The organism is Cytobacillus sp. FSL K6-0265 (assembly GCF_038003465.1).
Taxonomy (GTDB): domain Bacteria; phylum Bacillota; class Bacilli; order Bacillales; family Cytobacillaceae; genus Cytobacillus; species Cytobacillus stercorigallinarum.
In genome coordinates this window covers 706,259-727,332 of the sequence record NZ_JBBOPE010000001.1, presented here as the reverse complement: position 1 = coordinate 727,332, position 21,074 = coordinate 706,259, and the positions used below count along the sequence as shown (strand labels likewise).

21 protein-coding genes are annotated in these 21,074 nt (G+C 34.1%); 3 read left to right on the top strand and 18 right to left on the bottom strand.

The features are described 5' to 3' along the window. Positions 1–208 precede the first annotated feature (208 nt). Together MHH73_RS03765 and MHH73_RS03760 are read right to left on the bottom strand one after the other, a co-directional pair. On the bottom strand, positions 209–2,104 hold the full coding sequence (locus MHH73_RS03765; RefSeq protein ID WP_341064801.1) for an endonuclease MutS2: 1,896 nt from the start codon (positions 2,102–2,104) through the stop codon (positions 209–211). A 385-nt stretch (positions 2,105–2,489) separates the two neighbouring features. Next, positions 2,490–3,458 (bottom strand): tRNA dihydrouridine synthase, encoded by a 969-nt coding sequence (locus MHH73_RS03760; RefSeq protein ID WP_341069658.1) that lies wholly within the window; start codon positions 3,456–3,458, stop codon positions 2,490–2,492. A gap of 374 nt (positions 3,459–3,832) precedes the next feature. Between MHH73_RS03760 and MHH73_RS03755 the strand changes: the two genes are divergently transcribed. Further along, entirely contained in the window at positions 3,833–4,468 is a 636-nt protein-coding gene (locus tag MHH73_RS03755; RefSeq protein WP_341064799.1) for a DUF998 domain-containing protein, read from the top strand. A 143-nt stretch (positions 4,469–4,611) separates the two neighbouring features. Here the strand turns inward: MHH73_RS03755 and MHH73_RS03750 are convergent, their stop codons facing one another. From MHH73_RS03750 to MHH73_RS03715, 8 genes are all read right to left on the bottom strand, one after another. Further along, positions 4,612–5,109, bottom strand: a complete 498-nt coding sequence (locus MHH73_RS03750; RefSeq protein WP_191816734.1) for a YehS family protein — start codon at positions 5,107–5,109, stop codon at positions 4,612–4,614. A gap of 463 nt (positions 5,110–5,572) precedes the next feature. Next, on the bottom strand, positions 5,573–6,376 hold the full coding sequence (locus MHH73_RS03745) for an SMI1/KNR4 family protein (protein WP_341064796.1): 804 nt from the start codon (positions 6,374–6,376) through the stop codon (positions 5,573–5,575). A 349-nt stretch (positions 6,377–6,725) separates the two neighbouring features. Then, entirely contained in the window at positions 6,726–8,255 is a 1,530-nt protein-coding gene (gene ahpF / locus MHH73_RS03740; RefSeq protein WP_341064792.1) for an alkyl hydroperoxide reductase subunit F, read from the bottom strand. A gap of 13 nt (positions 8,256–8,268) precedes the next feature. Then, positions 8,269–8,832 carry an alkyl hydroperoxide reductase subunit C gene (gene ahpC / locus MHH73_RS03735; protein ID WP_191816738.1) on the bottom strand — a complete coding sequence of 188 codons (564 nt, stop codon included), beginning with the start codon at positions 8,830–8,832 and terminating at the stop codon, positions 8,269–8,271. Between the two features lie 603 nt (positions 8,833–9,435). After that, positions 9,436–9,921 carry a GNAT family N-acetyltransferase gene (locus tag MHH73_RS03730; RefSeq protein ID WP_341064788.1) on the bottom strand — a complete coding sequence of 162 codons (486 nt, stop codon included), beginning with the start codon at positions 9,919–9,921 and terminating at the stop codon, positions 9,436–9,438. A gap of 27 nt (positions 9,922–9,948) precedes the next feature. Then, positions 9,949–10,428, bottom strand: coding sequence for a hypothetical protein (locus MHH73_RS03725; protein ID WP_341064786.1), 480 nt, complete (start codon positions 10,426–10,428; stop codon positions 9,949–9,951). Positions 10,429–10,468: 40 nt separating this feature from the next. Next, positions 10,469–10,936, bottom strand: coding sequence for an NUDIX domain-containing protein (locus MHH73_RS03720; protein WP_341064784.1), 468 nt, complete (start codon positions 10,934–10,936; stop codon positions 10,469–10,471). A 185-nt stretch (positions 10,937–11,121) separates the two neighbouring features. Continuing rightward, complete coding sequence (locus tag MHH73_RS03715; RefSeq protein WP_341064782.1) at positions 11,122–11,658, bottom strand: GNAT family N-acetyltransferase; 537 nt, start codon at positions 11,656–11,658, stop codon at positions 11,122–11,124. 697 nt (positions 11,659–12,355) lie between these two features. Here MHH73_RS03715 and MHH73_RS03710 point away from each other — a divergent pair. Both MHH73_RS03710 and MHH73_RS03705 read left to right on the top strand, forming a co-directional pair. Continuing rightward, complete coding sequence (locus tag MHH73_RS03710) at positions 12,356–12,679, top strand: GyrI-like domain-containing protein (RefSeq protein ID WP_341064781.1); 324 nt, start codon at positions 12,356–12,358, stop codon at positions 12,677–12,679. Further along, positions 12,624–12,800, top strand: a complete 177-nt coding sequence (locus MHH73_RS03705) for a GyrI-like domain-containing protein (protein WP_341064779.1) — start codon at positions 12,624–12,626, stop codon at positions 12,798–12,800. Before MHH73_RS03710 ends, MHH73_RS03705 begins: the two co-directional genes overlap by 56 nt. A 355-nt stretch (positions 12,801–13,155) precedes the next feature. On the opposite strand, the gene MHH73_RS03700 is transcribed toward MHH73_RS03705, so the two are convergent. The 8 genes from MHH73_RS03700 to MHH73_RS03665 all read right to left on the bottom strand — a co-directional run bounded on the left by MHH73_RS03700 (position 13,156) and on the right by MHH73_RS03665 (position 20,663). Further along, the gene (locus MHH73_RS03700; protein WP_341064777.1) at positions 13,156–14,322 is read right to left on the bottom strand and encodes a hypothetical protein; all 1,167 of its coding nucleotides are present in this window, start codon (positions 14,320–14,322) and stop codon (positions 13,156–13,158) included. Between the two features lie 125 nt (positions 14,323–14,447). After that, on the bottom strand, positions 14,448–15,233 hold the full coding sequence (locus MHH73_RS03695) for a hypothetical protein (RefSeq protein ID WP_341064775.1): 786 nt from the start codon (positions 15,231–15,233) through the stop codon (positions 14,448–14,450). Between the two features lie 19 nt (positions 15,234–15,252). After that, the gene (locus MHH73_RS03690; RefSeq protein WP_095370576.1) at positions 15,253–16,338 is read right to left on the bottom strand and encodes a UvrD-helicase domain-containing protein; all 1,086 of its coding nucleotides are present in this window, start codon (positions 16,336–16,338) and stop codon (positions 15,253–15,255) included. Then, a complete protein-coding gene (locus MHH73_RS03685) occupies positions 16,322–17,608 on the bottom strand; it encodes an ATP-dependent nuclease (protein WP_341064770.1) in 1,287 nt (428 codons plus the stop codon). Before MHH73_RS03685 ends, MHH73_RS03690 begins: the two co-directional genes overlap by 17 nt. A 95-nt stretch (positions 17,609–17,703) precedes the next feature. Beyond that, entirely contained in the window at positions 17,704–17,931 is a 228-nt protein-coding gene (locus MHH73_RS03680) for an AAA family ATPase (RefSeq protein WP_341064767.1), read from the bottom strand. Positions 17,932–18,277: 346 nt separating this feature from the next. Next, positions 18,278–19,033 (bottom strand): hypothetical protein, encoded by a 756-nt coding sequence (locus MHH73_RS03675; protein WP_341064765.1) that lies wholly within the window; start codon positions 19,031–19,033, stop codon positions 18,278–18,280. Between the two features lie 893 nt (positions 19,034–19,926). Beyond that, entirely contained in the window at positions 19,927–20,097 is a 171-nt protein-coding gene (locus MHH73_RS03670; RefSeq protein WP_157733796.1) for a hypothetical protein, read from the bottom strand. Positions 20,098–20,420: 323 nt separating this feature from the next. Then, positions 20,421–20,663, bottom strand: coding sequence for a DUF1643 domain-containing protein (locus tag MHH73_RS03665; protein WP_341069655.1), 243 nt, complete (start codon positions 20,661–20,663; stop codon positions 20,421–20,423). Positions 20,664–21,074: the final 411 nt, after the last annotated feature.

Below are 21,074 nucleotides of genomic sequence, written 5' to 3'. Positions count from 1 at the left end.
TGAAGATTAATATAATCAGATTCGCCTATGTACCGTTTTTTCGGTGAACACTAGCCAAAGTTCTTTTGTTCTGGTATCTTTGATGATTTTACTCTGGTTGGACGGGCAAATCTCTTTTGCTCTGCTATCTTCCTTGATTTCTTTCTAGATGGCTAAATATGAAAAAACCCGAATCCATATATGTGGACTCGGGTTCATCGATAGTGTTTTATTTCTTCCGCATTTCCTTTTGAATTTTCCGTAAGGCTTTCTTCGATCCTCGGTTAATATCATGTTCCATTTTCCTTGTAGCGAAATCAGTGAATAAGGTTTCTAAGTCGTAACCTTCTGGATATAGTTCATGTGCTGGGAGATTTAAAGTAATTCGTTTTACATTTACTTCAATCATTTCACCTTTATAGTAGACCACAACATTATAGAATTGATCCATTTCTTTGTAGATAATCGCAAAGTCATTATGATCCAATAGTTTTACTCTGTCACCTTTTTTATAATCATATTTTGCTGTAATTGCTTCACTTCTGAGTTTTGGCTGACGGATTTTATCTGGATTCACTTGCTTTAGTTGATAATCTTTATTCTCCATATAAGCTTCTGCTCGCTTTAATACGGATTCTTTTATATTCATCTTGCGAGAAATCCATAATGCGTTGCTATCCCCTGATTCGCCAATAACTAACTGATACAATGGTGACAATGTTTCTTGATCAAATTGCATCGCTGCGTTCATAAAATCACTATGCAATTCTGAATAACGTTTGATTTCTCCATAATGGGTAGTCGCAATGGTGAGGCAGCCCATATGGTAGAACTCCTCTAATATTGCAATCGCAAGTGCTGCGCCTTCATTCGGTTCTGTTCCACTACCGATTTCATCAAATAATAAAAGCGTACGATGGTTAGAAGCGCTCATGATTTCCGACAAGTTTTTCATATGAGATGAAAACGTACTTAATGCATTTTCGATACTTTGATTGTCGCCAATATCAACGAATATATGTTCAAAAATAGCGATTTCCGTCCCCTGCTCTGCCGCAATATGAAGCCCTAACATTGTCGCTAAAGTCAATAGTCCAATGGTTTTTAATACAATAGTCTTCCCCCCTGCATTAGGACCGGTAATGATTAAACTTCTATACTCTTTACCAATCTCAAACTGAAGGGGTACGGCATCTTTTGGCAACAGCGGATGCTTGCCGTTCACTATTTTAATATAACCATGATCATTGACTATCGGCTGTATGCCAGCAATCTGCTTACTATATTTTGCCTTGGCAAACACCATGTCATACTGGCTAATTAACTCCATATTTACTTTCAACTTTTGCAATTCTGCTACTATGATTCCTGAGAGTGTCGCTAATATTTGGTATTCTTCCATCTCTTCATCTGCTTTAAGGCTCGCTAATTCTGCGCTTAACTTCGAGATCGTCTGAGGTTCGATAAAAACAGTCGCACCTGTTGAAGATACTTCGATAACGGCACCTGGCACTTGACCTTTATAAGAAGCTTTAATCGGAATCGTATATCTGTCATCTTTTTTACTAATAAAAAATTCTTGGATATACTTCTTATTCGTACTATTATTTAAAAATTTATTTAAACGCTCACTGATTTTCTCTTCTGTTGCTTCTTTTTTAAAACGTATTCTTTTTAACTCTCTACTTGCCGACGAATCAATTCGACTGCCCTTAATCGTGAAATTGATTTCTTCCTCTATTGTCTTCATTTCAGACATCGACTGAGCATAAGAAGCAAGCGTTGGTGCGAAAAACTCTTTGCTTTGCATGAATTGTTTGATTTTGCGACAGCCTCTTAAAAAGTCAGATAAGCTAACTAAATCACTCGGTTGCAAAATAATGCCCTTTTCAAGTGAATCAATAATACTTTCAATGTTTGTAATACCTACAAAAGGAATATGGCCCTCGGCATCTATGATTGCTCTGGCCTCAGTAGTTTCCTGTAGGCGGTTGTTCACCACTTGTATATTTGTACTCGGTTCTTGTTTGTCGATTAGCCTTTTACCTAAACCGCTCACACAATAAGATTGCACAATCTGTTTTAATTCGTGATATTGTAGTTTTTCAAATGTCATATTATTCAATTTCGATGCTCCTCACTTTTTTTCATTGTGAAGACACCTACTTATTAGATTCCAATAGATTTTAAACAGAAAAAGCCGCAGGGATACCCCGCAGCTTTTACATTTATAAGGCAAGAAGACGTCATGAACCATAGCATAGCTATCCCTGTTCATCACATGCTTTATAAAGTATAGTAGGTATCTTCATAGGTTGAAATCAATCCATAACAAATAGCAGGGAATCATTAAGAAAATTTTTCCCTTTTGTTATTGCATTCATTTCAAATTTTAACTGCCTATTTAGAACCTACTGCACTCATAAATGCACCTCTCCAAATTCATATGGAATCTAATTACTAAGCATCATATCATATCGATAAAAAGAAGTAAATATTCATTTTTTTCCTTATGAATGATTGTTTCTGTCAAAATCATCAAGCAACGCACGTGCTTCATCCGTTGACTTTGTATTCATTAACTGATTTCTTAATTCTCCCGCTCCTTTAAAGCTGCGGACATAAATTTTGAAAAAGCGATGAAGGCCGGTATATGGGCGCAATTCTAACCCTGCATATTGATCATGAAGGTCGAGGTGCAACCTTAAAAGATCTAACAATTCTTTACTACTATGCTCTTTCGCTTCCTTTTCAAAAGCAAATGGATTCTTAAAAATACCTCGACCAATCATCACACCGTCAATACCGTATTTTTCTGCCAACTCTAATCCCTTTTGTCGGTCAGGAATATCACCATTAATCGTTAACAGCGTATCAGGTGCCACCTCATCACGAAGCTTTTTAATTTCTGGAATCAGCTCCCAGTGCGCGTCTACCTTACTCATTTCTTCTCTCGTACGAAGATGAATAGAAAGGTTGGCAATATCTTGTTTTAAAATATGCGTCAGCCAATCACGCCATTCGTCGATTTCACTATAACCGAGCCTTGTTTTTACACTAACAGGCAGTCCCCCTGCTTTTGCAGCAGCAATCAGCTCAGCAGCAACATCCGGACGGCAGATCAATCCGCTACCTTTACCGTTTCCAGCGACATTGGGAACAGGACAGCCCATATTAAGGTCAATACCTTTAAAGCCTAGTTCCGCCATACCCATACTCATTTCACGAAAGTTCTCCGGTCTGTCTCCCCATATATGCGCCACCATCGGCTGCTCATCTTCAGTAAAAGTTAAACGACCACGGACACTTTTTAGTCCATCAGGATGACAATAACTCTCCGAATTTGTAAACTCAGTAAAAAACACATCTGGCCGTGCTGCTTCACTAACGACATGACGAAAAACAACATCCGTCACATCTTCCATCGGCGCAAGCACAAAAAATGGGCGTGGCAACTCACGCCAAAAATTTTCTTTCATCATGTATTCAATCCTCTCACGGTGAAATATCTATTTTATTTATCAATCATTCCTTCTAACTACACTTATAGCATGTTTACACATTGCTTTTCAAACAACAGTTAATTTTGACATTTATAGTTTAGCATATCGGGGAATCAGATGGTGTGTATGAGGAGCTCACTTTATGACCCTAAATGAATGACAAGATTTTCGCTAGGATATTGACGAAGATACGATTTCAAAATGTAAACATACGAAATAAAAAGCGAGGAATCGTGAGGTACTTAAAATTTTTCAGCCTCAAGCCTTAAACCAATATACACAAATAGCCCATACTCTTTAGAAAATAATGGATATAAAATATACATAAACTTTCTCTCGGGAGGAATCACATGTATATATCAAATAGAATAGGCTTCTTAAGTTGGGGGATGACTTGCCTATACTTTCTTATTGAACCTTTCTTCATTCTTACCTCAACAGCACCTTATAGCTATTTACATCACGCTATGAGTGACCTTGGTGTAACGACCTGCGGCGAATTCACCTATGCGTTTGCACCTTATGAAATATGCTCCCCTCATCATGTAGGGATGAATTTACTCTTTCTATTTAATGGATTAACCTTTTGTATCGGAGTACTATATCTCTCCCAATATTTACAGAAATCTTTGATTCATCGAATGGCAACATCATTTATTCTTTTAATCGGCATTTCTACCTCTATCTCAGGCTTAATCCCTGCTGATGTCAATTTATTGGGGCACTCTATTTTCGTATGGGTCGCAATGCTAACCGTATTCCCAGGCCTATTCATTTTCGCAAAAAAACTTACCGCGATTAGAAAATGGACATATTATTGCTTAGCCAGCTTAATATTCATTACTATTCTGATTTCACTTGTGCCACTCTTTCCTCTCCCTTCAGGATTACTTCAAAGACTTTTTTATTTCATATTGTTTATTTGGGGAATGGTTTCCACTTATCTTTTAATTAAGCGTTCTAAACCTTTGCCTGCGTCCAAATAAGGTGCGGGCTTTTCTTCAAACATCTTTTCCATTTTGTTCAAAAGTCTAACAAAACATTTCGGTCATTATGCAAGAAAAAAGCACTTTGGCTAACCATCTAAAGAAAAAAGCAGCAGGATTCCCTCCCACTGCTTTTATTTATATCAAGCTCCCCTATATTTAATCGTTAGACCTTTTAAGAAGTTCCTAGCAAAGTGATCTAAGCACACTTTATAATTTTTATGCCCTTCTTTTCTTAGAAAAGCGCCAATTTCTCCTTTTGAAACGTTGAGTCCCGCTTTTCTAAAGATATCAATCATGTCATCTGTTGTTAATGCCAAGGCAATTTTAACTTTCTTTAAGAGGATGTTATTGATATGTCGATGGCTGTTAATCGACGGGTCCGGTGTATTGGCTTGTCCCGGTTTCTGCTCTTGTTTTCCTCTTTTATAAATAATGAGACCATTTAAGAACGAATTCAACATCGCATCGGTTAATTCAATTCGGTTATCCGCCTCATCTTCATCAAACTTTTTAAGAATCTTCACCACTTCTGGCACTGAAACTTCTTCCTCACCTAGCTTAAAAATCTCTGCCATTTCACTATTTTTAATATCCAACGCATAACGCAATCGGATTAAAAGATCATTATTATCAACCATACTTATCGCTCCTATCTTGAACAGACTTTGCTATGTAGCGTTAAAGCCATTGTTCTATTTTAACATTGTCATTGCTATGCAATCCACTTATGAAGAAATTGGCTACTATAAATCAAAAAGGGGGTCATTACCGAGGCTATCTTTTTCATCTTTCTCATAAGGCTCTTTTTTCCACTTTACTATTAGTTGGTATACTTCTTTATCAAACAGGCACAATGCCTATTTTGAAGAATATAGTAAGTATTGTACATAAAAAAAATAGGAGATTATTTATGTACGGAAATTTTGCCAGGCAGTTCACTTCCACAGCAGTATTAGTCAATGTAAAATTTTTTACTGAATGGATATCGCATTATGCTCTGATATTAAAATAATGTATATTTCATTTGCTGCTGACAATGGCTTACATATTATTAACTCTAAGAATTTCCGCTATATCATCATGCACTCGTTCCATAGGGGATTAATTCCCATTCAATTCTTCCACTATTCTTTGTTTACATTCTTTCACTAAATCTAACGGTGAATCTGGAATGCTATCAACGACCGCCTGAATGGCAGGCTTTTCTTTTATCTCTTCCGATGCTACTTTTTTCCATAATATCTCCGCTCCTAATGCTTGAACTGACAAAAATTTAGTTTGCTGAACAATGTGAAGCAATAGACGATTGAATTCACTTTTATCTTTGCCTGTTTGATTCCAATATTCTATACCTTGATAAATTAAATCCTCGTTCTCCGAGTTTACAAGTTTTTTTGCATCAACTAAATTAGGGTTACGTAGGAATTGATTAATCTCTTCTTCATGGTCATATGATATTTCACTCTCATCTGGTACGAGCTCGTTCATAATTTCATAAAATGTTGGGAATAACTCGATTAGCTCACCTGAATCAGAGATCAAATAAGCAACTTTTGGGTTATTTTGATCCTCACGATAATCTAACACAATAAAATAATGGCCATCGCCAGAAATAACGATAAGGTGATTGCTATCAATTCCCCACTCATTCAATAGATACCCGGTCTCCATGATACCTTTATCTTCTTTAATACCGAGGAGATAATCAATTGCTAGCGTATGTTCATTATCTATCTCTACGCCTATGTTGATGCTATCTTTCAAAAGGTATCCGCCATTTTGTATACGAAGTAACTCCACATACTCCCTTGGCAATTTCACACCAAAATGTTCCTCAGCTTTCCATACATCTTCTTTTGTTAATTTCTCTAACACGATACCGCTAGCATAAAAAGGTCTCCACATATTTATAGTCATCCACCCTCTAAAAATCCTTTGGTCTTACTATTATTTTATCAAAATATATGTAAAAAAGGGGAAAACATCCTAGCAGATAAACTCTTAGTCAACACATAAGGTTGAAAGCGGAGACCTAGAACCATTTGTTCAGCTAACTTTGATGATTTTACGCTGGATGTACGAGCAAAATTCATTTGCTACGCCATCTTTCTTCTTTTCATCCCGGATGCACGAGCAAAACCCTTTTTCATCGCTTATATGCTCGAACCAAACAAATCCATGTTAACATCCACTCCATAAAAAAAGAGAAAGGCAGTGTGAGTTTCAACTCACCTTACCTTTCTCGCAAATATAATTAATTTCTAATTAAATAATCAAATGCGCCTAATGATGCGTTTGCACCTGATCCCATAGAAATAATAATTTGTTTGTACGGATTATTTGTGCAGTCACCTGCTGCATAGAGGCCAGGGACGTTTGTTGCACCATGGTTATCGACCACGATTTCGCCTGTTCTTGTACGTTCAACCGTATCTCCTAACCAGTCCGTATTTGGAACAAGACCAATTTGAACAAAGATTCCTTGTAATTCAATATGGTGTTCTTGCTCTGTTTCACGGTCTAGATAGGTGAGGCCATTCACTTTATCTGTACCCGTGATTTCAGTTGTTTGTGCGTTTTTAATCACTTTTACATTCGGTAAGCTATAGAGTCGCTCTTGTAGGACCGAATCTGCTCTTAGTTCTGCACCGAATTCAATGACAGTTACATGTTTAACGATACCTGCTAAGTCGATTGCTGCCTCGATGCCTGAATTACCGCCACCGATGACCGCAACATCTTTGCCTTCAAATAATGGGCCGTCACAATGTGGACAGTAAGCGACACCTTTATTTTTGAATTCTGCTTCACCAGGTACGCCAACGTTTCTCCATCTTGCACCTGTAGAAAGAATGACTGACTTACTCTTAAGAACTGCACCATTTTCTAATTCCACTTCAATGAGTTCTTTTCTTTGTAAGCTTTTCGCGCGTTGAAGATTCATCACGTCGACATCGTATTCTTTCACATGTTCTTCAAGACTAGCTGCAAGCTTAGGGCCTTCTGTATACTTTGTACCAATGAAGTTTTCGATGCCTAGTGTATCCATGATTTGTCCGCCGAATCGTTCAGCAACAACTCCTGTACGGATACCTTTACGTGCCGCATAAATCGCTGCACTCGCACCTGCTGGTCCACCACCAACAACTAGCACATCAAATGGATCTTTATTCGAAAATTCAGCTGGATCTTCTGTGCTACCCATCTTCGCTAAAATTTCGTCTAAAGTCATACGTCCACTACCAAATACTTCTCCATTAAGGAAAACAGTTGGTACTGCCATAATGTTTTTGCTATCGACTTCTTCTTTAAAAGCCGCGCCATCGATCATTGTATGTGTAATGTTAGGGTTTAACACACTCATGATATTCAAGGCTTGTACCACATCAGGACAATTATGGCATGTCAGACTAACGTAAGTTTCGAAATGAAATTCCCCTTGAATATTCTTTACTTGTTCCATCACCTTATCATCTACTTTTGGCGCGCGGCCACTTGCTTGTAATAAGGCTAATACTAAGGAAGTAAATTCGTGACCAAGAGGAATACCAGCAAAAGCGACACCTGTATCTTCACCTATGCGATTCACGCTGAAGCTTGGCGTTCTTTTTAAGGTAGCTGTTTCTACCTTAATTTTAGATGACATGGTTGCCAGTTCATCAACGAGAGCTAGCATATCTTTTGATACGTCATCTTCTCCGGTACTTACTTTCAGTAATACATCGCCCTCCATCAGTTGAAGATACTGATGGAGTTGCTCTTTAATTTCTGCTTCTAATATCATGGGGTTCCACTCCTTAAATTTTGCCGACTAAATCAAGGCTTGGCTTAAGTGTAGTAGATCCTTCTTTCCATTTTGCCGGGCAAACTTCGCCTGGATTAGAACGTACATATTGAGCTGCTTTAATTTTATCGATAAGAATGCTTGCGTCACGGCCAATACCATCAGCATTGATTTCAACTGCTTGAATGATACCATCTGGATCGATAATGAAAGTACCACGATCTGCTTGACCTAATTCTTCAATAAGAACATCGAAGTTACGAGAAATTGTATGTGATGGATCACCAATCATTGTATAAGTAATTTTACCAATTGCTTCTGATGTATCGTGCCAAGCTTTATGAGTAAAGTGAGAGTCTCTTGAAACAGAGAATACTTCTACACCTAGTTCTTGTAGAGCTGGGTATTGATCTTGAAGATCTTCTAGTTCTGTTGGGCAAACAAATGTAAAGTCAGCTGGGTAGAAACAAACGACACTCCAATGACCTTTAAGATCTGCTTCAGATACTTCAATAAAATCTCCATTTCTATATGCATGTGCGTTAAATGGTAATACTTCTTTTCCTATTAATGACATGTTGTAGTCCTCCTAAAAGTTGTTAGATTTAATTATAGATGAAAAAGAGTGAAAAACCTTTTCAATCTATAATAATTATTAACTAGCACTTATTATTATATTACTAACATTATATTTGTCAATTAAAAAGCGAGAATTATTTTAAATAAGGCGCTCAATCTTTTTTATAAAACAACATAAAAAATTCAGTATAAACGGCGATTACACATAAAAAAAGTGAATATCTATCAATATGTTACATTATTGTGAAATAACCCAACTACTAACAAAATATCATTCCAATTGAGAATAGATGGTTTTAAATGAAAAATTTTTCCGTAACAAATGGATTACTTGAGGCGACTTTTGGAAAACGAAAGACGCTCTATTGAATCTCTAACTCGAGGTAGGATGACATAAAAAAAGAAAGTGGAAAGTTCCACCCCCTCACTTTGACTTCATATTGATTCAAATACTAGCCTTTATAGCAGCTTTATCAAATATCAAAATCAAAATACATCGTATGAATGAATACTGTTCTCCGTCGATTTTTGTAGGAAGCTACCCCCTTGGACATCCTGTGTTGCCAACGGTTAGTTTCTCCTACCCTACGAAAGTATCAAACTACTTCATCTCTAATCTCAATATAAGCTGTTCACCAATTTTCCCTATTTTCCGCTCACCGGTATCAACAAAGCCAACATTCTTGTATAAGTTCTGTGCGGGAAGATTTTTATGATTGACCGCCAAAACCACTTCATTGCAATCGGGAAAATGAGTGGTGATAAACGCTTTTAAATCGACCATCGCTTGCTTAGCATACCCTTTACCCTGATGTTTGTAATCTATAGAAAAAGCTGTCAATAACATTGCATGAGGATTGGTCGTATATTCACTTACTCTTTTTGTACTATGTAACAGGAAAAAGCCTACCGGAACTTTTTTTGAAAGGATCACCACTCGATATTGCCCATCAGAAACAGCTACTTTTTCCTTTGGTAATGCTGTAAATTTCGCTTGCGTTTCTGGTAATTCGAATCTATTTAAAATGTCTAAGTGCTCCTCGCGATAAAATGCTAGTTGAACTTCTTCAGATGTATTCAGTCTCATTCTCTCCTTTTTACTATATTAAGTCTGCTATTTGCTTTTTAAATAAACGACATCATCATCCCAGGCCACTTCAAATGGGCGCTGTTCATCCGCCTTCAGGACAAAACCAGCAGGAATTTGACTTGCATTTTCACTCATAGAAATACCATACCCTGTATTTTCTGGGTAACCATATACATAACAAACCACTTGATCATTCTTTAAAAATACAATTTGATTCATTCCTTCGTTTACTGTTTCACTAATAGTATCCCATTTATATCCGACCGTTTCATATATCCACTCTTTCGGAGTATAAGGACCAAAGAAATAAACTTTATCCCAATCAAATGGGGTGATATCCAATAAATTCACCTCTTCTATAGATGATTCAATGGATAATACCTCTTCTTTCAATAAATCAGCATTCACATCCCAGATATCTTTCTTGAAAAAGTTGAATAACATCACACAAACGACACTAACCAACATGATACTAATTATGACTTTCGTTTTTTTGTACTTCATATTGAACCCCTTACTTTCATCATGATTCTAGCAAAACCTACTATCCCCTAATCGTTTGTTCTTCTATGAATTCGATATTTCTTTTCTGTTGATGATAGGTAAGAATATGTTCTTCTAAATGGGGATATAGTACGTTGTTATTTAATTCAGATAATTTAATCCATTTTACGTCTATTTGGTTAGGATCAGGATACTTTGGTTGTTTAGGAACAGAGGCATTTGCCAGGGTACATTCAAAAATTAACTGCAACGAATGAATATCACCAAATTTATTCGCATTCAAGTGGGGAGCATACTCATATATAAATGCTAAAGGACCTACTTCTACGTCCACTGATGCTTCTTCTTTCGCTTCTCGCTTCACAGCTTCAATGACTGATTCATTCGGTTCTACACCGCCTGCAGGTAAATTATAATGAACGCCTCTCTCATCTTCATATTCAATCAAAAGAATCGAATCATTCTCAATAATCAGCGCACATGCCCTCACTCTTATTGAATAAGTCATTAAAATCCCACCTTCTATTTATATAAGCCTATTATACAGTAAATATGGTAATTTTTTCTTTGTAATTAAACAAAAAAACATTTGGCTCCTCCTTCGCCAAATGTACTGACAGCCACTGATGCTATCCCCGCTATCAATAAGATAACAATTGAGTATGAATCGCACTTTAACGATATGTAAAAAGTTTATTGATTTCTGATGTCAAAGGAAGTTAGATCTCTCCATCCATACACGATCTCCGTGTATTTCTCACCAGCCATATTCATTTCAATAGAATCAATCTTTTCACCACCAAGGGCTTCATAAAATCGATAAGAGTGATTATCCTCCACAACTAGGACAAGCATTGATTGATATCCTTTTTGTTTCAGTTCAGTAGTAACGGCTGCAAACAGAGCCGACCCCACTCCTTTTCTTTGATACTCCTCTAATAAATAAATCGCATATAGTTCGCCATCAAAACCATCGTACTTCCCACTTCTCTCTTTCCCACCCGAAGAAAATCCAATGATTTCACTCACCTCATTTTCAGCTACATATACCCCACCGAGAGGAATATTGTTTTTCCATAATGTTTCCCTTTTCTCATACGAAAGCCCATTTAAATATTCTTGTGGAAAAATAGCAGCATAGGTGCTGCGCCAACTATCGACATGTACTCTTGCTATACCCATGGCATCCTCGATAACCGCTTTTCTAATGGTAAAAGAAGTTTGATTCATTGTTTTTCCTCCCCTGGGTATTTTTGTAAGTAATTCGTTTTAGAGTCTAAATATTCCTCCTTCTATAATGAAATATTATGCTAATTTATACTGGAATTAATAATTTAGACCTTAGTGCCAAAGGACTATAGTTTCCAATCATCGTTGTTGTTACTCTATTATTAATCCTTTTGCTTATACCCATAAAGAGAAACAATTGTACAGAATTATATATCATGTTTTGTATTGTTGGGTTTGCTACATGGTTCATTGACGCATTTGTCTTAAGAGTTTCGACTTGATTGACTTAGAATCACCTTCAAAACCCGAACTCGGAGATATCATCTCATTCACATTCATCCCTTCATCATTGGCGACGTTGATAACAAATGAAAGTTTGGAAGATTTGTTAACGCCTTTCTTTATTACATCGGAGGTAAAAAGCCACTCCACTTTTTGAACGCGCGACTGAACCCATCCATTGACTGATAACCATACTTTAGCGCAACACCTGTCACTTTTTCTTCATTTAATGAATCCATGCTTGCTCTGATATTCTTCTGCTTTTTAAATATTCATTAAGTGTTAAACCTGGAAGATAAAAAAATATCTTTCTAAAATGGTAGTTAGATATTTTCGGCCTGTTCAAAGGAGAAAGCGATATGGAATTTAGGATTGAAAATAAACCTGCCATTCAGATGGGATGGTCGGTGTAAGTATGCGAGTACTTATGCAATTTGAAAGCGTCCACAACGAAATCGTCCAACTAGCCAAAAGTATCACAGACGAACAAAAAGAGGAAATGCGCTCCCTGCAGAACTTTGCCCCTTTTGAGATTATCAACGCTTCATATGAAGCTGACGCAAACTTCATAAAAGAAGAAGGGGATTTGACTTACCTTATAGGTGTTCTAACAACTTCAAATCAAATAAGTAACCAATTAGACAAAGTACCTGTTTCTGCAAACACATGGGCAATATTCCCGAATGAAGGTCCATTTCCTACAACCTTACAAGACACCTATGGCAAAAGTTTACTCTGAGTGGCTCCCATCTTCTAATTATGAATTAATAAGGGCACCAAACTTTTCCTTTACTAAAATGGATCAGCTCAAGCCAGGTTACGCTTATAGTGAAGTTTGGATACCTGTTATGAAGAAGTAAGTAAGCAATCATGAGAACCTAACAACTAAGAAAGGCATATAGACTCTCACAGCTACCTGTAAGAGTCTCTTGCATCATCTTAGTGTACTTTTTTGCTCAATAAAACATCACTATTTACGTGCTCTATATTCTGTCATATAAAGCTTAAGACTCAACACCAGCGGTTCTCATTGAACTCTTAGTAATCTTAAATGTGATATAAAAAATAAGGTTCCTTTACTCCGTGGTTCAAGTAGACTCTGTTCGTTTAGCCACTACCTAATTCTTCAAGCTTTTGCATGATTTCTTCTGGTTATAATTATAAAAAAGGTTGCATTCGTATCCAAAAAACGAGAAAGATGGTATTTTGAAAATGTTAATAAAACATCTCTATAAACAACTCTCTAAAAGGCTCATCAAGAGTTGCACATACAAGTTTACTCCAAGTGCTTATTTCAATGGTATCACTTTCAACACACCATATTTTATAATGCTCATCACCATATCTATCAATTGGTACATCTGTATCCGTCATAGCATCTCTATATTTTTCTTCAAAAAGACCTTTTGAGTATTGATTTACCGAAAAATCAATATGATTAAATATCTTTTTATCCGGATAGTACTTTGCATGCACATAATTTGTAAGCACAAAGTTGTCTTTAACCTTCTCAGGATTCCATAATTCTTCAACCTCAATATGATAAAAATTCCGACCATCTGGATCTCTATCTGGTTTAATTATCATAACCACTTTATCTAAATATTTTGGATCATAATGTACTATAATTTCCTTCTTGTTGATTAGTTTTTCTATATCACCAAAATCAACTGTAATCCCACGATATTTTTGAAAATCCTTAGTCGCAGTGCATATCATTTTATCTGCCGGCACAGCAACTTTTTCATCACACCTAAAATATAACTCAGCTTTAGGAATTTCTGCATTAATTATCTTAATAGTATATGGAACGTCATCAATAGCTGCCCCAATAGTAGTATCAAAAAATATATTATAAAGGTAGTATCGACCATCAAGAATAAATCCTTGCCTCAAAAACTTCGCATCATTTACTAAACTTAATCCGTATTTGTTATGTGGAGTCCGTAACACTTCATATCTTCGAATTTCTTCAATACCTTTTATTTCAATCATTTTACTTTTTATTAAATAACATACTAATGCATATATTAAGAGCTTATTATCCAATTCATAATAATCTTGAAATCTTGACTTCGATGATATAACAGACCAGATTAGGGGTACATTTTTATTTATCTCTTCAAACTCTTGTTTAGGTATCAATAATCGGAAACCAACATACCAAAAATTATCGTCATCAAAACATAACCAACATAATTCTTCTATATTTACTTCACTCATTAGATATTCATGATAAGCTTCCTCAACTAGTGCTGTTAAAAAATATGGAATATTATATGGTTCATGAGTAAATAAACGAAATGTATCTGCTGTATAATATTTCAAATATACATTTGGATGGAATATACGTGCTACCCCACCATGTGGCTGCTTCTTCATACTCCTAAAATAATAATTCGCCTCTCGAAACAAATTAGAGGATACTATTCTATCAATCAAATAAGATAAATCTCTATTATCATCCATGTTTAAATATCTTTCCTTTATCGATTGAATTATTTAATTCATATATCTACAAAACGTATCGCAGATTGATTAATCAAATCAATTTGCCATCGTTTCCATTTAAAATTAAGATTACCTATCATAGCTATTCGGTATACTTTATTAATATCAATTATGTCTTTATTTCTGCCTCTATAAATTTGTGTTCTGTACTTCCATTCTCCGTTTTTATTCAGAGTCCATAAATTTAATAAATAATATTTATAGCTGTCTCCATCAACATTAACTTTTTCTTTTTCAACTATCTCTAATTTTACATCCCCATAAAATAAATAAAGATCCGTTCCATCAGTTTCATCAATCCAACTCGATAAGCTTTTTCTTCTGAGTGATTTCAACTCAATAACATCTTTTCTCACTTCAGGAATTAACATTGGACTTGAGCTGTTTTTACTATTAGAGATATTGTTATTAGTTAAGATATTAGGTTTTTGATTTTTCACTTTAAACAACATATGCATAATAGAATTTAACTTTTCTTGGATTTGACAATTAGTTAATCCTTTAACATAATTTTGAATCGTTTTCCTAGAAGCATAGTCGTATATATATGAACAATTATCTTCATGTGAAGATGACGGTTTCTTTTTTAAATGAGCTCTTCTACCAGACGTTTCTCTTACTAAAAACAATTCTGCTTTTTCGCACTCTGGACAAAACATTGCTTCTTCAAAAGGAGTGTAATCACCGTATTTGTTTTTAGCATAATCCACCACAGCTTTAACATTACAGTTCTTACCCGTTTTAACATAATAAAATTCTTCAAAACTCTTAGATTTAGCCATAATATCACCTTAATCGTAATTATTTTAAAATACTCTCTTCCTTAAAATTACAAGTTCCAATTATCTTAACATTTTTAGTTGCACTAATAATTCCTACACTATATTTAGCCCTTGTAAGAGCAACATAAAATTTAGCTAAAGTGGTTTCATCTAAATCTAATTCCCCAGTTCTCAAAAACTTCTCCATCTTAGCTGTAGGTTTTATAAGCACCCTATCAAATGTTAGACCTTTTGAATCTCCAAAATTAATCGCTCTTGGTAAGACCGTTCTAGCGTCGTATCTTAAACACTGGGGATTAAATTTTTGAAGATACTCTTCCACATCATTTGGATGAACAATAAATATGCCATCGTGTCCAGTACGTTCTTCATTTGTTGATACTGTACTAGCCATACCCAAGAATAAGCTATCAGCGAAATCACATATTAACTGATTGCATCTATGGCTAATATTTAAACTTTGATCAACCTCACAGATATCTGTTCTTTCCATAAAGTAATGAATAATATTTATCCCTTTATATTTTTTGTTCTTATTAGTATTATTCGTTGCATAAGTTGCTTGTCTAATATCACCTACAAATAATACGTTTATATTAGAATGCATAAAAAAATTAAATATCTCTAAATCATACCCAGCCATATCTTGTACTTCATCTATAAAAATAGAGTCATATAATTCGCTAATACGAGTAACACCCTTATACTCACTGTTTTGTGCAATTAGCTCTGCTAATTCAGAAAGTCTATCCTTGTTAACTTCATTTTTTGCATTTAAAAAATAAGCCTTAATATTAGTTTTCGTTGCAAACCTATTAATAGGGCCTGTAGGAAAATATACACCTTCTATACGTTCTTCATAAACGAAATTTTGATACGGTCTTATTAAATCAGATAATAAAAATGCATACCAACTTTTCACTACAAGATGCTTTGGTATAAATCCATGTAGCTCTATAATTTTCTTCTCAATTTCTTCACGATTCTTATTAGTATATGTAACAATCAAAGTCTTTTTGGGGGCATTTTTAAGCGCTTTTTTCACTATATATGTTGTTTTTCCAGAACCAGCAGCTGCAACAATAATTTTATTCTTCAATTGCATTTAATATATACCTCGGCATTTGAATAGTTTTATCAGATTCAAATATTTTTAATGCACACCTTGTTTTATTATTTAGCATATACGTAATTAAACGATCATCTGTATAATCAGGATGACCTAAAATTTCTTTAAGAATCGATAGATTTGGTTTGTTAGCGTCAACAATATTTAGTTCAAGTGTTTTAAGATTTTCATCCAGACCATAGTGGAGTTTCACTAAATCATTTGATGAATATTCTTCGTACTTCTTATGAATATTCTGTTCAATGTCACCATCGTTATCTGTAATTATTGTAATTTCTTTTTGAAGATTAGCGGATATCTCTATAAACCTTTTAAAAGACAAACCATCTATACAAAATATATCTACACCATTTTCTAAAGGTAATTTGCCATACAAATCTTTATACGCTCGTTGTACTATTAAATCTTCAGATGGTCCCTCCACTAAAATAACTTTACGACTTAATACGATACGCAGCGTATCATAACCAGGCAACCTCATAAAGAACTCTCTAGTTTCATCTTCAAGATCATTGAACGATGTTGTCTCCTTCTCACTAGAGAGTAAAATCATCCTTCCAATGTCCAATTTATTTAAAATAAAACTACTATGCGTTGTAATTATTAATTGTTTATTTTCATTCTTAGTTTTAATTATATTTAATAATTTATTTAAATTAGAAAGAGATAAATGATTTTCAGGTTCTTCTATTAAGACTACTGCTTCTAAATCTGTATTAGATTCTAATGCTAATTTCATTTTTATAGCATTTTGTTCACCTTTCCCTATGTAATCAAATGGAACCTCATCTAAATATGCAGTAATAATTTTATCCCAATTAGTTTTGCTCGAAATATCGACCGATACATTTAAATTTTTATCAGTAATATTTCCTTTCTTTTCGTTTAAGCTTTCATTTATTGTTGCAATGGATTGATTTTCGGAAAATGTTTCTTTTAGCTTTCTGTAATGAACAGCTAGTTCTGTGCGTTGTGAAGGTTCTAAGGAGTCATTTAAAATCTTGTGCAGATATATATCTGTACCATTTTGATATTTTGAAGTGGATGTATCTATTAGTGTGGATCTGGCAGGTATACTTCTTGAAGTTAGGCTATTCCCAGCAAAAGATCGCCAAACTACTTTGTAATATTCAATTGGTAACGTTTTAATTGTACTTACATCTTGAATATATGCTTCGTACTCGGTGTGGTAAGTTGAATCAAATTCAATGCTGATAGATACACCTGGAGTATCAATTCTTAACAAGTTATTTGTCCCTTTTAATTCGCTGTAAATGTTGTTTGGATTATTAAAATACAGTTCAATACTGATTCTAGGTAATTCAGCTTGTGCATTAGTTATTAATTGTTGTAAATACGTCTTACACTATTAATGTTAAACAAATATGGACTTAATTCATTCTGAAGCAGCCTATTATTTAATTGGCCCGTCAAAACTAAATTTATTGCTTCTAATAATGTTGATTTCCCAGCTTCATTATCTCCAATGATAATATTTAAATCAGAATTCAAATCTAACTCAAATTCCTGAAATGACTTATAGTTATTTATTTTTAATTTATTTATCATACCTAATATCCTTTCGCTTCGTGCTTTATTAAAACAATTTTTTATAAAAAGTTTTTACTGTTTTGTATTGATACTTTATTAAACACCCCACCTTTAATCCTATATATACAACTTACCGACTTTAAAAGTATCCTCTAATGGTCACTAATGTTAGTATCTTCAATTACTCATTCAATCTCCTAACTCATTAATTCTTATGAAATTTTCAACAGGCTCCCTCTATTAGTAACCAACTTCAATTATGTTCTTTTGGAACACTTTTCTTTTTCTTTTTTATTCATATACACCTAACACTTCATTATTATTGTACAATAACCTGTTATTAGTTTCCTAAACGAGACTATATTTATCTTGTAGCGTCTTTTTCGCTCTTCTTCCTTGTATATTTTTTCTTTTGCATTTTCATAGAAGTTTTTGGAAGTTTTATTTCTAATTCAAATGGACGAACATCTATATCATTATAAGTTATCTGTATATCTTCATTTCCACTCAGAATTTTATAATCCTCAATGATATAATTATAAATTTCTTTGTAAAACTCTAAATTGCCAGTCATGCTATGATATAGACTGAGTAGCCATTGGCCTTCATATTTATTAAATTTTGCAATATATATTGGGTTAAAGTTATTTAAGTACCAATTCAATTCTTCTTTAGGCCAAAATTCTTTAATATTTTCTAGGTGAGCATTCAAAAGTGATTCAGGTTCATGCAATCCCCAATTCCTTGAATTATTCATTTCACTAAGCATTTGAGATAAATTATCTGGTACTTCTCCAATTAATTGTTTAACCTCTATATTTCGCTTAACTAGTTTCTTTTTAAATTTAGTATAAGACATTGAATCATTTTGCATATCACCCAGCAAATTTAATATTTTATTTTCAACAAATTGAGTTTTATCTCTGAAATCTTCGTATAAATTTGAATCAATCTCTAACTCTGGATTTTCTATTAACGCTAATTCCTCTACAATTGATTTTAAACTATCTCCATACTTTTCAAGGGAGTTGAAATGATTATTTAAACCAATAATAATTTGTCTTAGATAAATTAAGTAATCATTTTTAGATACAACTTTAAATTGTTTATAATTGTTCATATGTTACCACCTCTAATCTTAAAACTATACTGTTCTAGCCATCTAACTCTTTTAAATTCCCTTCATTACTATAAATATAGTTGAATTCTAATCTTTTCGACACATAACCCTTATCATTTAAGAATTGTTATTCCCCACCAATACACCAAATTATTTGCATACCATTCTTTTCAAGCTACCCATCTAAACATCTTTCCGGCCATTTCCACCTAAATTCCGCTACTCTTTCTGTAACACCTAAACCATTAATCCATCTGAAGATTTCCCCGGCTGTTCTTCTATTAGTTTTGTAGGTGACCACTCATAAACACAAGTCATCGTATAATTTCCGAAATCTCCAGGGAACTCATTAGTGAACTCTTAATCGAAGAATATTTTTCACCAACAAAGTTTTATTATAAAGTCTATAAATTCTCTATTAAATTTCTCTGAGAAAGTTATTCCTAGATCTTCTATAATACCTGAATACATGTAAAATTCATTTAGAAACACCTCTATTTTCCATACTTGTTAAATTCGGATACTAGATTTTCTATATTCAAGCTACTTACTATATTTTCTTCTATGAAATACTCTCTAAATCTCTCATATGTAAACCTAATTACTTCAATAAATTCTCCATTTTATCAGTGATTATACCTAATGCTAGTAATCCTTCTGAAATTAATAAATCTATTAACTCTTTTCTGAAATTAGGTTTAGGATCTATATTTTGTATAATTTCATATGCTCATTAATATCAATACCAAACATATTAATAGGAAAATTTTTCTCTACAATAACATTCTTTACTCTAAGTGCAGTTTTAACAGAACTATTGATTTAACTCCACTCGCTAATCTCAAGCCTCTCAGTAAAATATTTGGCTTGCCAAGCTTGTTCTGAGTCATCTTTTAATTCCCAAAACATTCAACCCCAGCATCTCCGCCTGCACCCCCTTTTCTTATAAAAACAAGACTATTTCTAGGTTTGTTTAAATGAGCTAATTGACAAATTAACTCTTCAAATTCTCCATCTTTACTACCATCAAAAGGTCTAATATGTAAAAAATCAAGTTCTATCATTCAACCATCCCCCATAATCTTCAATGAAAATCCAATAACCATTTTTGTAATTATTACACGAAATATATTTTTATCTCCTATTATTAAATGCAGATCTTTAAGTTTTAGAAAATTCTGCTACAAATTCCACGTGTGGAACTGGATCTTGCAATACATGAGATGTTTAGTGAAGAATTAATTAAAAAAACCTACTAAGTCTGGTTCATTCCCTAGTCTACTTTGGTTTTTTCCCTTTCTTCCTTGGGAATTTTTAAAACACTTTACATTTCTGGATAATTTTTGTATAACTGTTGTTATTTCTATCTTTCTCTTATCATATTTTTTTAATCACTTCCCCATGCAATGATTACTAGGTCTGATTTCTTTATAGCTTCAACAATGTATTTATCCGTTTCTCTTCTAATTAGGTCTTGGTCCTTTATTAATTTCTCAGGATCAGTAGCTATATAAGAGAATAGGATAACTATATCTAATGAACCATACTGACATTCTACTAAGTAATTTCCCATTTTCATTACAGTTAAATCAACTTTTATTTGATCTGCGAAGTTTGGGTTTAACATTATAATTGTGGCTTTCTTTTATTTTCGTCCCACTTCCTTTGTAAGAGAAATGAGAAATCTATGTAACTGATCATCTGAAAAAATAACTGTTGTTTCTACTGTAGTCTTTTTTCTAGTACCATGAAATCTCCCCCCCCATTGGTAGACAACAAACCATATTTTCCTAAATTATACAACACATCGTATTTTTTTACTATTTTTACAATTAGGTCTTGCATTATAAAGCCGCCGTTTTAATAGAGTTTGATAAACGGCGCAAAGAATAATCTTGATATTCCCCCCTCAATGAATTCAACGTACTCTCCACTAGTCAAATAGGTTCCCAACTTAAAGAGGCGACTACGACCTCTTGCAGCAACAGGTGGATGAATGCTGGTTTCAAATAGAACTCATCTTACTAACAAAATAATAAAA

Coding starts and splice junctions, on each gene's coding strand:
- ahpF (WP_341064792.1), bottom strand. CDS start 8,255: ATGATATTAGAAGCAGAAATTAAAGAGCAACTCCATCAGTATCTTCAA.
- MHH73_RS03675 (WP_341064765.1), bottom strand. CDS start 19,033: ATGAACAATTATAAACAATTTAAAGTTGTATCTAAAAATGATTACTTA.
- MHH73_RS03760 (WP_341069658.1), bottom strand. CDS start 3,458: ATGAAAGAAAATTTTTGGCGTGAGTTGCCACGCCCATTTTTTGTGCTT.
- MHH73_RS03695 (WP_341064775.1), bottom strand. CDS start 15,233: ATGGCTAAATCTAAGAGTTTTGAAGAATTTTATTATGTTAAAACGGGT.
- ahpC (WP_191816738.1), bottom strand. CDS start 8,832: ATGTCATTAATAGGAAAAGAAGTATTACCATTTAACGCACATGCATAT.
- MHH73_RS03730 (WP_341064788.1), bottom strand. CDS start 9,921: ATGAGACTGAATACATCTGAAGAAGTTCAACTAGCATTTTATCGCGAG.
- MHH73_RS03725 (WP_341064786.1), bottom strand. CDS start 10,428: ATGAAGTACAAAAAAACGAAAGTCATAATTAGTATCATGTTGGTTAGT.
- MHH73_RS03690 (WP_095370576.1), bottom strand. CDS start 16,338: ATGCAATTGAAGAATAAAATTATTGTTGCAGCTGCTGGTTCTGGAAAA.
- MHH73_RS03720 (WP_341064784.1), bottom strand. CDS start 10,936: ATGACTTATTCAATAAGAGTGAGGGCATGTGCGCTGATTATTGAGAAT.
- MHH73_RS03680 (WP_341064767.1), bottom strand. CDS start 17,931: ATGATAAATAAATTAAAAATAAATAACTATAAGTCATTTCAGGAATTT.
- MHH73_RS03750 (WP_191816734.1), bottom strand. CDS start 5,109: ATGGTTGATAATAATGATCTTTTAATCCGATTGCGTTATGCGTTGGAT.
- MHH73_RS03670 (WP_157733796.1), bottom strand. CDS start 20,097: ATGATAGAACTTGATTTTTTACATATTAGACCTTTTGATGGTAGTAAA.
- MHH73_RS03745 (WP_341064796.1), bottom strand. CDS start 6,376: ATGTGGAGACCTTTTTATGCTAGCGGTATCGTGTTAGAGAAATTAACA.
- MHH73_RS03710 (WP_341064781.1), top strand. CDS start 12,356: ATGCGAGTACTTATGCAATTTGAAAGCGTCCACAACGAAATCGTCCAA.
- MHH73_RS03755 (WP_341064799.1), top strand. CDS start 3,833: ATGTATATATCAAATAGAATAGGCTTCTTAAGTTGGGGGATGACTTGC.
- MHH73_RS03705 (WP_341064779.1), top strand. CDS start 12,624: ATGAAGGTCCATTTCCTACAACCTTACAAGACACCTATGGCAAAAGTT.
- MHH73_RS03715 (WP_341064782.1), bottom strand. CDS start 11,658: ATGAATCAAACTTCTTTTACCATTAGAAAAGCGGTTATCGAGGATGCC.
- MHH73_RS03700 (WP_341064777.1), bottom strand. CDS start 14,322: ATGAAGAAGCAGCCACATGGTGGGGTAGCACGTATATTCCATCCAAAT.